Source organism: Ruegeria halocynthiae (assembly GCF_000743705.1).
GTDB classification, from domain to species: Bacteria; Pseudomonadota; Alphaproteobacteria; order Rhodobacterales; family Rhodobacteraceae; genus Ruegeria; species Ruegeria halocynthiae_B.
Map to the genome: position 1 here is coordinate 1,034,595 of NZ_JQEZ01000001.1, position 14,332 is coordinate 1,048,926.

Genomic DNA, 14,332 nt, shown 5'->3' on the forward strand with positions numbered 1-14,332 from the left:
TTAGCTGAGCGCAGTCTAGCAACGAAAGGGCAAAAGACCATGCCTCTTGAAATCGTCACCATCCCATGTCTCAGCGATAACTATGCCTTTCTGGCGCATGATGCCGTTAGCGGCAACACCGCATTGGTCGATGCCCCTGAATCCAGCCCCATTCTGGGCGAATTGGACAGGCGCGGCTGGACCTTGTCGCATGTCCTGCTGACCCATCATCATGCGGATCATGTGGATGGGCTGGGGGCCATTCTGAAAAAACACCCGGCCATCGTCATCGGGGCCGCCGCCGACGCACATCGCCTGCCCCCACTGGACCAACAGGTCAGCGAGGGCGACACGTTCGAAGTCGGGGGTGAACCGGTTCAGGTATTGGACGTCTCGGGCCACACAGTTGGACATGTCGCATTTTACATGCCCGACAGCGCGGTCGTCTTCACGGCCGACAGCCTGATGGCCCTGGGCTGTGGTCGTTTGTTCGAAGGGACCCCGCCGCAGATGTGGGCCTCGCTGTCCAAGCTGGCCGCCCTGCCCGATGACACGCTGGTTTGTTCCGGTCACGAATACACACAATCAAACGCCAGATTTGCCGTAACAGTCGACCCGGACAATGCCGCACTGCAGCAGCGCGCAGCTGATATCGACCGCGCCCGCGCCGCCGGACAGGCCACCGTTCCGTCGACTTTGGCGCTGGAAAAGGCCACAAATCCGTTCCTGCGCGCCGCAGATCCGGCGATTCAGGCGCATCTGGGTATGGAAAATGCTGACCCGGCGGCGGTTTTTGCCGAGATCAGGTCTAGAAAAGACCGTTTTTAGCGACTATTTCACGTTCTTCACGGCCACGGTCACGTTAAATGTGACTGTCAAGTGAAAGAAAACCCTTGAAGCCGGGCCACGATCAACCAAACTCTAATAGTATGAGGACATGGTTGGATCGGGGCCGTAGCCTGCCCCCTTTCGACCCAAGACAGAGGAGCACCCGCGTGCCTTCATTCTCGAGCACATTAGAACAAGCCATTCACGCGGCCCTGGCAGCTGCAAATGAAAGGCGTCACGAATTCGCAACGCTAGAGCATCTGCTACTGGCGCTGCTGGAAGAACCTGATGCCATCCGCGTCATGAAGGCATGCAGCGTCGATCTGGATGAATTGCGCAGCACTCTGGTCGAATTCATTGACGAAGACCTGTCCAATCTGGTCACCGATATCGACGGGTCCGAGGCCGTGCCGACAGCTGCCTTCCAGCGTGTCATACAGCGCGCCGCGATCCATGTACAAAGCTCGGGCCGGACCGAAGTGACCGGGGCCAATGTTCTGGTGGCCATCTTTGCCGAACGCGAAAGCAACGCTGCCTATTTCCTGCAAGAACAGGACATGACCCGGTATGACGCGGTAAATTTCATCGCGCATGGCGTTGCCAAAGACCCTGCCTATGGCGAAAACCGCTCGGTTTCCGGTGCAGATCACGCCGAGGAAGAGGTTCAGGCCAGCGTATCGGAAGGCGAACAAAAAGAAAGCGCCTTGGGCAAATACTGTGTTGATCTGAACGCAAAGTCCCGCGCCGGTGACGTTGACCCGCTGATCGGGCGCGCCGATGAGGTTGAGCGCTGCATTCAGGTCCTGTGCCGCCGCCGCAAGAACAACCCGCTGCTGGTGGGTGATCCGGGTGTGGGCAAAACCGCTATCGCCGAAGGTCTGGCTTATAAGATCGTTCAGGGCGAGGCACCCGATGTATTGTCCGAGACCACGATTTATTCACTGGACATGGGCGCGCTGCTGGCGGGCACCCGCTATCGCGGTGATTTCGAAGAACGGCTGAAGGCGGTTGTAACCGAATTGGAAGACCATCCAGATGCGGTGCTGTTCATTGACGAGATTCATACCGTGATCGGGGCCGGCGCCACGTCGGGTGGCGCAATGGATGCGTCGAACCTGCTGAAACCTGCCTTGCAGGGCGGCAAGCTGCGCACCATGGGCTCGACCACTTACAAGGAATTCCGCCAGCACTTCGAAAAAGACCGCGCGCTGAGTCGCCGGTTCCAGAAGATCGACGTGAGTGAACCTTCGGTTGAGGACAGCGTGAAAATCCTGCGCGGCCTTAAGCCGTATTTCGAAAAACACCACGACATCAAATACACTGCGGATGCGATCAAGACGGCGGTTGAGCTGTCGGCGCGTTATATCAACGACCGCAAACTGCCCGACAAGGCCATCGACGTGATTGATGAGGCTGGCGCGGCACAGCATCTGGTTGCGGAAAGCAAGCGTCGCAAGACCATCGGCGTCAAAGAGATTGAGGCCGTAGTTGCCAAGATCGCGCGCATTCCGCCCAAGAATGTCACCAAGGACGATGCAGAGGTTCTGAAAGACCTCGAAGCATCCCTGAAACGGGTGGTGTTTGGTCAGGATGACGCCATCGTGGCGCTGTCCAGCGCAATCAAACTGGCGCGTGCTGGTCTGCGCGAGCCTGAAAAACCCATCGGCAACTATCTGTTCGCCGGTCCGACCGGTGTGGGCAAGACCGAGGTGGCGAAACAACTGGCAGATACGCTGGGTGTCGAACTGCTGCGCTTTGACATGTCCGAGTACATGGAAAAACACGCGGTCAGCCGCTTGATCGGTGCCCCTCCGGGTTATGTCGGGTTCGATCAGGGCGGTCTGCTGACCGACGGCGTCGACCAGCATCCGCATTGTGTGCTGCTGCTGGATGAGATCGAAAAAGCGCATCCGGACGTGTTCAACATCCTGTTGCAGGTGATGGACCACGGCGAGCTGACCGATCACAATGGCCGCACGGTGAATTTCCGCAACGTGGTGCTGATCATGACCTCGAACGCGGGCGCACAGGAACAGGCCAAGGCTGCCATCGGCTTTGCCCGTGACCGCCGCGAGGGTGAGGATACCGCCGCTATCGAACGCATGTTCACGCCAGAATTCCGCAACCGTCTGGATGCCGTGATCTCATTCGCGCCGCTGCCGAAAGAGGTCATCCTGCAAGTGGTCGAGAAATTCGTCCTACAGCTTGAGGCGCAATTGCTGGATCGTGGCGTGACCATTGATCTGACGCAAAAAGCCGCCGCATGGCTGGCCGACAAAGGTTATGACGACAAGATGGGTGCCCGTCCTCTGGGACGAGTGATCCAGGAGCACATCAAGAAACCTCTGGCCGAGGAGTTGCTGTTTGGCAAACTGGCCAAGGGTGGTGTGGTGCGCGTCTCGGTCAAGAAAGGTGAGCTGGATCTGGAAATCCTGGGCCCGGATCAGCGCCGCATTCCCGGTGACAAGCCGCCGCTGTTGACGGCGGATTAAAAGCCCACGGTGCCAAAATCGAAAAGCCCGCCATCGAATTGGCGGGCTTTTTGCTTTCTCTCACTCGGCTTGATTGCAGCAGGTTAGCTGCTGGCCAACTCCTCCATGGGCCGCCAACCATGTGACGGCTTCATTGTATCCAAATGGAACTGGAACCAGTTGCCGCCACCACCCGGCCCCTGATCGTACCGCCGGTCAATCGGCAGATTCGATAAGGCACAGAAAAGCAGAGTTCCCACGCCACCGTGCCCGACGAACAGAATGTCTCCGGCGTCGGTTTCGGACACGCAGGCCATAACTGCCCGGACGATACGTGTCTGTGCATCCACGGCCCGTTCCCACCCCCGCACGCTGGCTTGTGGTTGGGCGAAGAATTGATCCGCAACGGTTTCGAATTCCTCCGGTGGCAGGAACCCCGTGGCGCTTCGGTCGTTCTCGTGCATGTCAGGATGGGATTTGACCCTGACCCCCATTGCGGTCGCCAGCGGTTGGGCGGTTTGGACTGCTTTTATTTCGCAGCTGCTGATTACTTGCGTGGTCCGGCTCAGTTCACTCTGGGTGCGGGACACCTGTACGACCCGGGCGTGCCCAACCTCACTCAGAGACCAGCCCGGCACGTCAACAAGGGGATCAATCAAGACCTGCGGGTGAGTCAGGTAGCGAGCAGTACGACTGTGGGCTGCCATTGTTGTTACCGTTCGGTCAGCTTCAACTCGATCCGGCGGTTCTGCGCTCGCGCTTCGGGTGTGTCCGCTGGGTTCACGGGCTGGAACTCGCCGAACCCGTTGGCGGCCAGCCGGCTCGGCGGGATACCCAGTGCATCGACCATGTAACGCACCACCGACAACGCCCGACCCTGGCTGAGCTCCCAGTTGTCGCGGTACCGCCCGGACCCGGCCAACGGCACGTTGTCCGTGTGGCCATCGACCCGGATCACCCAGTTCAGACCTTCGGGAATTTCGGCCGCCACGCTGCGCAGGATGGTGGCAACTTTGGCGACCTCTTCCCGCCCGGCCCCGGACAGGATCGCCGACCCTGTGTCGAACAGAACCTCGGATGAGAACACGAACCGGTCGCCCTCGATCCGCACGCCTTCCTGATCGCCCAGCACATCGCGCAGACGGCCAAAGAATTCGGACCTATACCGTTGCAGATCCTCGGCCTGCGCCGTCAGTTCCCGGTTCTGGCCGGACAAGGCCTCGGCCTCGGCCTCCAGACGAATCCGCTCGGCCTCTTCCAGCAGGCGGCGACGGCGTTCTTCGGATGCAGCGCGGGCCAGCGCAGCGTTGAGGTCCTGACCCAACGTCTGAATGCGGATATCGGCGGCCGCGTTGCGATCTTCATAATCATCCAGCAAGGCCTGCAACCCACCCAATTGCTCGCGCAGCGCCGCCATCTGCTGATTCAACAAAGTGGTCTCGCGTCGCGCCTTGTCGGACACCGCCTTTTCGGTCGAGATCGCATCGCGCGCCACCGCAAGCAGCGCCGCGCGCTCGTCAGCCAGCGACCGCTGTTCGTCGGCATCAACCTGTGCCTGCGTCCGTTCGGCAAGGGCGGCTTGTAGCTGAGCCTGCAATTCTTCGGTGTTCAGCTCGCCGAATTGCCGCTCAAGCTCGGCCTTGGCGGCTTGGGCCGCGGCCAGCAAAGTCAGCGTCTCTTCGGCCTGTTTGCGCTGCGCTTCCAGTGCAAGCGTCATGGCCGTCAATTCGGTGTCGGCATCCTGCAAACGGTTCCGCAAGTTTTCGGCCGCGGCGGCCTCGGCCAGTTTGGCGGCTTCTTCCGCGCTCAACTGGCCCTCAAGCTCTGTGATCTGCGCGGATTGTGCTGCGTCGCTTTGTTCCAGATCCGCCACCAGCGCCTCCAGCGCCTCACGGCGAGCGGCGGCCAGTCGGGCAGCCTCGGTCTGCGCGTCAATCTCGGCGCGACTTTGCGCCAGGGCCAGGTTCAGCGCGTCTTGTTCGCTCAGCAATTCACCCTGTTGTGTTTCCAACTCGGCAATCACACCTTGGGCCCGTTCCTGATCAATCAGCAAAGCCGCGATCTGGGCTTCGAAATCCGAAGTGCGAATCTGCGCCTGCACCAGATCGGTCTCGACCTGTTTCAGCGTCGAGTTCAGCACCCCCAGCCGCGCCTGCAAACGGCTGTTCTCGCGTTCTTCCAGGCCCAGCGCCCCGGCCAGGGCCGCAACCTCGTCAGACAGGGCGGTCAGTTCGTCCTCTTGCCCCGAAATGGTTTCGCGAAGCACGAATTGAACGACCATGAAGATGGTCAGCACAAAGGTCAGCACCATCAAAAGCCCGGTAATCGCATCCACGAAGCCGGGCCAGACCGACCCCTGAAACCGCTGACCTGTGCGACGGGACAGGGCCATAAATCACTCTCCTTCCGGAGCGGTGCGCACGGCGCCTCGGGGTAGCGTCAGCGCCTTGACCAGCAGTTCGATGTCCTTGCGCAGCTCGCTCATGCTCTCCTGCCGACCGGCCGAGATTTCTTCGAGGATACGCAGCAATTGCACATCCATCGACCGCAGGCGCATCCGGCTTTCCGCGTCGATCCCCTCGCCCGCCCCTTGGTCGCGCATATGATCCAGCAACGCGTCCTGGCTGAGCGCGACGCGTTCCAAGGCCGAGGTCACGCCATCATTCTCGGACTGCCGCAAATTCATTTCACCAATCGCATCGGCCAACTGGCCCAGCTTGGTGGACACCGAAGCCCGGTCGGACTCCTGCGCGGAAAACAGATCCTGCAACGCGTCCATCTGCTCCGACATCGCATCCAGAACCGGTGTCAGTACTGCCAGCTCGGCGCCGCCCTCGTCCCCGGCGGCAAAGCCGACACGTGTGATCGACGAAAGCCATTCTTCCAGCTCGCGGTAGAACCGGTTTTGCCCGTGGCCCGCGAACAGCTCCAGCAGACCAACAATCAGCGATCCTGCCAAGCCCAGCAGCGAGGACCCGAAAGCCACACCCATGCCCTGCAATTGTGCCTCCAGCCCGACCATGAGGCGGTTGAAGACGGCCAACCCCTCTTCGCCCTCTTGCGGGTTGAGGCTGCGGATGGTGTCGACAATGGCGGGAACGGTGGTGGCCAACCCAAAGAAAGTACCCAAAAGACCCAGATAAATCAGGACGTTGGTGATATAGCGCGTAATCTCACGTTCTTCTTCAACCCGCTCAGCAACTGAATCCAGAATAGACCGGGTCGAGGTGGAACTGATCTGCGACCGTGCGCCCCGTTCGCGCAGCAGCGAGGCCAGCGGAGCTAGCAGCTGCGGCGTGCGGGCATCCTCACCGACGACCCCACCAACAAAGGATTCAATCCAGCGCACCGACCCGATTAACTGCGTCACCTGATAAAAACAGGCGAACACACCGACGATAAACACCAGAATGATAAAGCCGTTCAGATAGGGGTTGGCCTGAAACACCGGCAACACGTAAGGTAGCGCCATGAAGACGCCCAGCCCTGCCAGGCCGATCGCGACCAACATCATCACAATCTGACGAATGGGATGCGAGAAATGGGGTCTCGCGCCCTGATGTGCCTGCGCCATGCGCGTGGTTCCCGGTGTTTGCCTGCTCTGCACCGAATCTAGCGAAAATCTGCTGGTGACGCCAAGGGTTTATGCGGTAAGGCTGCGAACCCGTTGCGCCAACCACTCAAGATCGGGATCGCGCAGGTCGATCTCGGCCAGATGTTCGGCAGTGTTATACAGGTATTCAGTGTTCGGCCCACGCCCACCAACCGCATGGGCGATAATCTGCGCCTGTTCTTCCAGCGGCATACCGCCGCAATACTGCACGTGATCGGGATCAATCACATAGGTCACGGCATTCACCACGCCACCATCATCCAGATGCACATCCAGCATCTTTTCCACATAGGCCGAGGAAATCAGCTCGCGTTCGCGCAGTTCATGCAGGGTGCGGTCTTCGTGGCCAGCCTCAACCGCAAGCGCCAGCCCCGTGCAACGGGCGTCGGCCTGTTCATCCAGTGCCAACACCAGGCCGGGGTGTTCCTCGGTGCCGCGATGGTGGATCGAACTCATGCAGAAAGATCGGGCATAGCCGTGCAATGTTGCGTGTGCACTGCGCGCCACCGGAAAGCCCGGATTCCACAGCAGCGACCCATATCCGAAAACCCACATCGTCATAGCTCTGGTCCTTGCCCGTTTGCGCCTATAAACATCAATTTCAACGCAGGAAAAAGGGCCATCTGTGATGCGCGGTCTGGTACGAGTCTTGATTTTTATCGCGGTCCTCTGGAGCGCCTATTGGTTCATCGCCGGATATGGCCTGCGCAATGCCATTACGACATGGTTCGAAAAGCAGCAGGAGCAGGGCTGGCAGGCTGATTTTTCTGATGTGAAGACAGCGGGCTACCCGATTCATCACATCACACGGCTGAACAACCCGGCGCTGGCCGATCCGGTCAACGGCACCGCCTGGAGCGCCGACTGGATCGAATTCCAAAGCCCCGCAATCTGGCCCGGGCGGCAGGTGCTGCGCTTTGCTGATACGCCGCAGCGGGTGTCTTACTTTGACCAAACCTCGACAATTCAGGCCAGTGATCTGCAGGCTGAGTTGCAATTGCAGCCCGGCGTCGCGCTTGTGCTGGAAAAGATGGCGCTGACCGCTGGTGCGTGGTCGATCACGGATGACGCCGAGGCATTGGCCGGGGGCGACACGCTGGCTCTGGTGATGGAACAGACCGCCACCCCCGAGGCCTATGTGATCGGCGCGCGCATTGACGGCTTCACCCCCGGGGACGAGCTGCGCGAGTTGATGCGCTCGGCCACGACCCTGCCGCAAGCGTTCGAGACGCTGGAACTGGACCTTACGGCCACGTTTACCAAACCCTGGGACCGTTCGGCGCTGGAACAAGGCAGACCGCAGCCGGTGAACATTGACCTGCGACTGGCCGAGATGAAATGGGGCGCCCTGCGGTTGTTCGCGGCCGGAGAGCTGACCGTGGACGCACAAGGCATCCCAACAGGTGAGATCGCCATCAAGGCCGAAAACTGGCGGGACATGATCGCAATGGCCAACGCCGCAGGCGCATTGCCCGATCAGGCGGTTGACCCGGTCACCCGCGCGCTGAACTTCATGGCAGGTCTGGGCGGAAATCCAAACGCGCTGGACCTGCAACTGAATTTCCGAGATGGCTTTGTGGCCTTGGGGCCGCTGCCCCTTGGTCCGGCACCGCGCCTGATCCTGCGTTAACGGCAGTACGGCCCGCTGCGATGGCGGGCGGTATCCAGGTGAAAGTGATCGCGATGATACCGGTCTGCGTTTGGTCCCAGGACGGTGCCGAACGGCCCGCAAGCCCCGCGCCAGACTTTGATCAACTGCTTTTGCGACGGCTTCTTGCGCCAGCCCTTAAGGACGGTCACCACCTCACCATTGGCCAGCTTAAAGCCCGAGATGTCGATCGCCCGGCCTTTGCCGTGTTCTGAAATCTTCGCGCCTTTGCGGTTGTTACGGGTCCGGCAGGCGTAATGCGCCGCGACCTGCAATTCGACCACCGGCCCGCGCCGTTTGAATGTCGGCTTGACCGTTTTGTCGACCCATTTGTTTAACGCAATGGCCGTGCCGCAATCCATCGTGGACGGACGGCTAAGCGCCACCCCCGAGACCGAGGTGATCTGCACGGCGTCCTTGATACCACACGCACTGATCCGGCCGGGTACGGCCCCCACCAGCTTGCCCTGAATTGCGATATCCCCGCAAACCGACCCTTTGCGCAGCCGGCGCTTTTTGAAAAACGCCTCCTGCTCTAACGCTTTGGGGCGCAGGTAGGGCATCAGGGACGTGTCCGGCCCCAGCAGCGGCAAATCCGATGGACGAGCAGCCACAGCCAAAACCTGTGGTGAAACCGGGCGCAGCACAGGACGCAGGTTTGCATTGATCGTTGGCAAGGCGGCATCCTGAAAAGCCAGCGTAGCCGCAGTCTGGGTTGCGACCGCAGGTCGGACCAAGGGGAACAGAGAGCTTTCAGGAGGTGCCGCCTGACTGGACGAGGCACAGACCACCGCCAACCCAATCAACGCATTTTTCCAGCCCTGTTTCATGGGTTCGATTTGCTCCGGCCAAAATCGGGCGCATCCGTATCCTGGCCCGCGTCAATGATCCCGCGCCGGATCGCGCGGGTGCGGGTGAAATAGTCGAACAACTGATCGCCGTCGCCGGTGCGGATTGCGCGTTGCAGGGCGAAAAGCTCCTCGGTGAAGCGCCCCAGAATTTCCAGCGTGGCGTCCTTGTTGGTCAGGAACACGTCGCGCCACATGGTTGGATCAGATGCGGCGATCCGGGTGAAGTCCCGGAAACCGGCAGCGGAATACTTGATAACCTCGCTATCGGTCACCCGGCGCAGATCGTCGGCCACGCCCACCATCGTATAGGCGATCAGGTGCGGCGCGTGCGATGTGACGGCCAGAACCAGATCGTGATGGTCCGCGTCCATTTCATCGACATTCGCGCCCATGCCTTCCCACAACGCCCGCAAACCGGCAATGGCGTTTACGTCCGAGCCTTCGGCCGGAACCAGCAGGCACCAGCGATTGTCGAACAGCTCGGCAAAGCCGGATTCCGGACCGGAATGTTCTGTCCCGGCCAGCGGGTGCGCGGGGATAAAGTGTACACCTTCGGGGATATGCGGACCCACGGCTTGAATCACATGTCGCTTGACCGACCCTACATCGGTCACAGTCGCGCCCGGCTTCAGGGAAGATGCGATATCCTTCGCCACAGACTCCATCGCGCCGACGGGCACGCATAGGACCACCAGGTCCGCACCTTCGACCGCCTCTTGCGCCGTATCGCAGACACGGTCGCACAGACCAATGCGGCGGGCGGTGTCGCGGGTGGCTTCGGACCGGGCATAGCCGGTGACCTCGCCCGCAAGCCCCGCGCGCTTGATGGCCCAGAACATCGACGAAGCAATCAGACCCAACCCGATCAGCGCAACACGATCGTAAACCGGGCTCATGCCGCACCCCCTTTGAACACTGTTATGGCCGCGACGACCCGGCCGCAGGCCTCTTGATCGCCTACCGTGATGCGCAATGCGTTCGGCAGGTTATAGCCCGCCACCCGACGCACAATCAGACCTTGCGTCTTGAGATAGTCGTCGCAGGCTTCGGCCTCGGCCCTGTCGGCAAACCGCACGAGGATGAAGTTGGTGCAGGACGCGTCAGAAGGTACGCCGATCTTGGCCAGTTCCGCCGACAGCCACACCCGCAGGCGGGCGTTCTCTGAATGGCAGAACGTCAGATAGTCTTCGTCCTTCACCGCCGCTTCGGCTGCGGCCAAAGCGGTCAGCGACAGGTTGAATGGTTGGCGCACCCGATTCAGCACGTCGATGATCGACTGCGCGGCATAGCCCCAGCCGACGCGCATCCCGCCAAGGCCGTAAATCTTTGAAAACGTGCGGGTCATGATCACATTTTCGAACCGATCCACCAGTGCCGCGCCACCGTCGAACCCGTCGACGAATTCGGCATAGGCACCGTCAATCACCATCAGACAGGTCTGCGGCAAGGCTTCGGCCAGGCGCAGCAGGTCAGCCTCGGGGATCATGGTCGAGGTCGGGTTGCCCGGGTTGGTCACAAACACGATCCGCGTCTGTTCGGTGACGGCGGCCAGGATGTTGTCCACGTCTACGTGGCGGTCCCGCTCGGGCACCATAACCGGCGTTGCGCCGGCCATGCGGGCAATGATCGGGTACATGGAAAACCCGTGTTCGGTATAGATGACCTCATCCCCCGGACCGGCATAGGCCTGCGCCGCGAATTGCAGCACCTCGTCGCTGCCGACACCACAGACGATCCGCGCCGGGTCCAGCCCGTGCCGGTCGCCAATCGCCGCGCGCAGGCTGGCGTGATCGGTGCTGGGATAACGATGCAGGGTCGCCGCGCTGTCGCGCACCGCCTCAATCGCTTTCGGGCTGGGGCCAAACGGGTTCTCGTTCGAGCTGAGCTTGATCACATGCTCCACCCCGGCCACATGCGACTGGCCGCCCTGATAAAGCGCGATGTCCATAATGCCGGGTTGCGGGGTGATCTTGTTCATAAGAGGCTCCGTTGTTGGGGCCCCTCATACCCGTCTCAACGCGTTGAGAAAAGCGGCAATTCCGTCACGCCGCTTTGAAGCGGGCCGTCGCCGGGTCGGCGCTGTAGAATGGCGCGAATTCCTCGGTCCGGCGGGACAGGTCATTGACGCTGTCGATGATGAACTGAACGGTATCCTCGCTCATCAGATACGAGAAATTCAGCCGCACCCAGCCCGGTTTCTTCATTTCTTCACCCGCAGACAGGGCCGCGTGCAATTTGTCCGAGGTTGCCCGGTCAATCCCCAGCAGACGATGCGCATAAGGCCCGGCACAGGCACAGCCCCCGCGCGCCTGAATGCCGTAGATATCGCTGAGCATTCGGGTGAACAGCTGCTGGTGCACAGGCTGGCCGGAGTTGTCGCGCACGAGGAAGGAATAGATTGGCAGGCGGTGCGGGTTGTCGACGCCCAACAGGGTCAGGTTGGGGTTGTCGCCCCACCCGTCCAGCGCCATGCGATTGTACCGCGCTTCGCGGCGGGCGATCTCATCGGTGCCCACGACATCCTTGACGATAAAGGCCAGCGCCGCGCGGATGTCGCCAATCACGTTGGGCGTTCCTGCCTCTTCCCGCGTGGCCAGATCGGTGCTGTAATCGTGTCGCCAGGGTGAAACAAAGCTGACCGTACCGCCGCCCGGCCAACTGGGACAGGTGCGTTTCACCGTTTTTTGGTTGACGATCAGCACGCCCGAGGCCCCCGGCCCACCCGGAAACTTATGCGGGGAAACGACGATGGCGTCTTTGCGCGCGTCCTCTGGCCCCATGTCCATCGGCAAGTACGGCCCGCCACCCGCATAATCCCAGACAGCGACCGCCCCATGTGACTTGAGCAGTCGGGTGATCGGGTCCGGGTCAGTGATGATACCGGTCACGTTGGACGCCGCAGAAAACGATCCGATGATCAGATCGGACGCGGCATTGGCCACCAACGCCCGTTCAAGCGCGCACAGATCAACCCCGCCCTCGGGCGCTTCGGGGATTTCAATGACCTGCGCCTTGCTCTCGCGCCACGGCAGAATGTTCGAATGATGCTCGTACGGGCCAATCAAAACGACCGGCTGGTCAGCCGCATCCACACCCAGTAGGTTGACCAGCCGGTTCAGGCCCGCGGTGGCACCCGACCCGGTGAAGATCACCGCGTCCTCTCCCCTCGCGCCAACGATGCGGGCAATTTCCGCGCGCGCTTCGCGGCGCAGACGGGTCATGTAAGACCCACAATAGGAGGCTTCGGTATGGCTGTTGGCATAGAAAGGCAGCACCTGTTCGGTGACAAAATCCTCAACCTGCCGCAGCGCACGGCCCGAAGCGACATAATCCGCATAAACCAGCGGCACGTCCCCTTGCAGACCCGGGATCAGAACATTCTCTCCGATCAGCCCGTCGCGCAGGGCGGAATTGTGAGTGGTGGATTGGATATCTGCGCGAAACTTGGACAGGGTCATGTGAAAGGCTCCGTATTGCACCAACCAATATGATTGGATAGTGCCGCGTAATCTTCACCTTTCTTTGGCTTTAAATCAGGAAATTTGTGTCATATGCTTCGGAATGAGTGGAAAATTAGATCAAATCGATAAACGCATCCTGCGCGAATTGCAAACTGACGCCACGCTGTCGCAACGTGAACTGGCAGATCGGGTCGGGCTGTCGCAGAATGCCTGCTGGCGGCGATTGAAAGCCTTGAACGAGAATGGCGTCATCACCGGTTCGACCGCACAGATTGCGCGGGAAAAACTGGGGTTGAGCCTTGTGGTCTTTGTCATGTTGCGAACACGGCACCATTCAGCCGAATGGTTGCAGGCCTTCCGCAGCCACGTCCTGACCATCCCCGAAGTGGTCGATTTTCACCGGATTGGCGGCGATTATGACTATCAGCTGAAAGTCGTGACGCAAGGCATGACGTCTTACGACAAGGTTTACCAACGCCTGATCGAGAAAGTCGAATTGGACAGTGTGACGTCTTATTTCGCGATGGAAGCCATTGCCGAAGGACGCCCCCTGCCAATCTGATCAGGCCACAAACATGGGGCGTCTCTCGCGGAAATGTGGAACGGTGATCGCACGAAATGCCTCAAGCTTGGCCGAGGGCCAAACATCCGGATGAGCCACCACCCAGATATCCGCATAAGGTTTCGGCGGCAGCAAAGGCACCTGAACCAGCCCAGGCAGCGACCGGCCCAGAAACATTGGCATTCTCACCACGCCCAATCCGGATTGCGCGGCAGAGGACATGGCAACCATGTCGTCAAAGCGCATCCGAATACGCGACCCGGGATAGGTTTTTCGAACATATTCAGGCAGCTCCGGGCGTTTTTCATAAACAAGCCAATCCACCGCCCCCATCGGATCGTCAGCCATCCGCGCGGCCCAGTCTGGCGAGGCGAACCCGGTAACGTGCTGCGCAGTCAACCGCAGCCCCTTTAGTGTATCACCGGGATTGTGGCTGATGCGGATTGCAATGTCGGCCTCCCGCCGATTGAGGTCCAGAATCTCGTTCGCGGCGCGAATCCTCAGGGTGACCGAGGGGTGTTGCTTGCTAAATTCATCCAAAACCGGGGCCAGACCGTGCGCAATCAGCAGTTGCGGCGCAGTCAGCGTCAGCTCACCTTCCAGCCGCGTGTCCCGCCCGGACAACCCGCGCAGCATCGCATGTTCGGCGCTTTCCATCTGCGCTGCGTGCTGGGCCACCAGTTGCCCTGCCTCGGTCGGGCGATATCCTTCGGCCAGACGTTCGAACAAAACCTCGCCGGTTGCGGCTTCGGCGCGGGCAACACGGCGGGCAACGGTGGTGTAGTTGACACAAATATCCTCGGCCGCGGCAGAGAGCGTACGTTTCCGCACAACGGCCAATACGGCCCGATAGTCATCCCAGTGAATATTCATCCATGCATTTCTGCATATCCCTGATGCAAAAGCACGCGTTTTCGCT

13 protein-coding genes are annotated in these 14,332 nt (G+C 60.5%); 4 read left to right on the forward strand and 9 right to left on the reverse strand.

Features of this window, described 5'->3' with window-relative positions; translation table 11 throughout:
* Positions 1-39: 39 nt before the first annotated feature.
* Together gloB and clpA are read left to right on the forward strand one after the other, a co-directional pair.
* Entirely contained in the window at positions 40-807 is a 768-nt protein-coding gene (gene gloB / locus JT51_RS05065; RefSeq protein ID WP_037308571.1) for a hydroxyacylglutathione hydrolase, read from the forward strand.
* A 167-nt stretch (positions 808-974) separates the two neighbouring features.
* Entirely contained in the window at positions 975-3,299 is a 2,325-nt protein-coding gene (gene clpA / locus JT51_RS05070) for an ATP-dependent Clp protease ATP-binding subunit ClpA (RefSeq protein WP_037308574.1), read from the forward strand.
* 83 nt (positions 3,300-3,382) lie between these two features.
* On the opposite strand, the gene JT51_RS05075 is transcribed toward clpA, so the two are convergent.
* The 4 genes from JT51_RS05075 to JT51_RS05090 form a co-directional block, all read right to left on the reverse strand.
* The gene (locus tag JT51_RS05075; protein WP_037308576.1) at positions 3,383-3,985 is read right to left on the reverse strand and encodes a histidine phosphatase family protein; all 603 of its coding nucleotides are present in this window, start codon (positions 3,983-3,985) and stop codon (positions 3,383-3,385) included.
* Positions 3,986-3,990: 5 nt separating this feature from the next.
* Positions 3,991-5,670 (reverse strand): peptidoglycan -binding protein, encoded by a 1,680-nt coding sequence (locus JT51_RS05080; RefSeq protein ID WP_037308579.1) that lies wholly within the window; start codon positions 5,668-5,670, stop codon positions 3,991-3,993.
* A 3-nt stretch (positions 5,671-5,673) separates the two neighbouring features.
* Complete coding sequence (locus JT51_RS05085) at positions 5,674-6,852, reverse strand: hypothetical protein (protein ID WP_037308582.1); 1,179 nt, start codon at positions 6,850-6,852, stop codon at positions 5,674-5,676.
* 69 nt (positions 6,853-6,921) lie between these two features.
* Positions 6,922-7,452, reverse strand: coding sequence for a gamma-glutamylcyclotransferase (locus JT51_RS05090; protein WP_037308585.1), 531 nt, complete (start codon positions 7,450-7,452; stop codon positions 6,922-6,924).
* A gap of 67 nt (positions 7,453-7,519) precedes the next feature.
* On the opposite strand from JT51_RS05090, the gene JT51_RS05095 reads away from it, so the two are divergent.
* A complete protein-coding gene (locus JT51_RS05095) occupies positions 7,520-8,521 on the forward strand; it encodes a DUF2125 domain-containing protein (protein WP_037308587.1) in 1,002 nt (333 codons plus the stop codon).
* Here JT51_RS05095 and JT51_RS05100 read toward each other — a convergent pair.
* From JT51_RS05100 to JT51_RS05115, 4 genes are all read right to left on the reverse strand, one after another.
* Positions 8,518-9,369 carry an extensin family protein gene (locus JT51_RS05100; protein ID WP_037308590.1) on the reverse strand — a complete coding sequence of 284 codons (852 nt, stop codon included), beginning with the start codon at positions 9,367-9,369 and terminating at the stop codon, positions 8,518-8,520. The two genes, JT51_RS05095 and JT51_RS05100, sit on opposite strands and share 4 nt — an antisense overlap.
* A complete protein-coding gene (locus JT51_RS05105) occupies positions 9,366-10,286 on the reverse strand; it encodes a prephenate/arogenate dehydrogenase family protein (RefSeq protein WP_037308593.1) in 921 nt (306 codons plus the stop codon). Before JT51_RS05105 ends, JT51_RS05100 begins: the two co-directional genes overlap by 4 nt.
* The gene (gene hisC, locus JT51_RS05110; RefSeq protein WP_037308595.1) at positions 10,283-11,368 is read right to left on the reverse strand and encodes a histidinol-phosphate transaminase; all 1,086 of its coding nucleotides are present in this window, start codon (positions 11,366-11,368) and stop codon (positions 10,283-10,285) included. Before hisC ends, JT51_RS05105 begins: the two co-directional genes overlap by 4 nt.
* Positions 11,369-11,432: 64 nt before the next feature.
* On the reverse strand, positions 11,433-12,848 hold the full coding sequence (locus tag JT51_RS05115; RefSeq protein WP_037308597.1) for an aminotransferase class V-fold PLP-dependent enzyme: 1,416 nt from the start codon (positions 12,846-12,848) through the stop codon (positions 11,433-11,435).
* Between the two features lie 103 nt (positions 12,849-12,951).
* On the opposite strand from JT51_RS05115, the gene JT51_RS05120 reads away from it, so the two are divergent.
* Positions 12,952-13,413 (forward strand): Lrp/AsnC family transcriptional regulator, encoded by a 462-nt coding sequence (locus tag JT51_RS05120; RefSeq protein ID WP_037308600.1) that lies wholly within the window; start codon positions 12,952-12,954, stop codon positions 13,411-13,413.
* Here JT51_RS05120 and JT51_RS05125 read toward each other — a convergent pair whose 3' ends face one another.
* Positions 13,414-14,286 (reverse strand): LysR family transcriptional regulator, encoded by an 873-nt coding sequence (locus JT51_RS05125; protein ID WP_037308603.1) that lies wholly within the window; start codon positions 14,284-14,286, stop codon positions 13,414-13,416.
* Between the last annotated feature and the right edge of the window lie 46 nt (positions 14,287-14,332).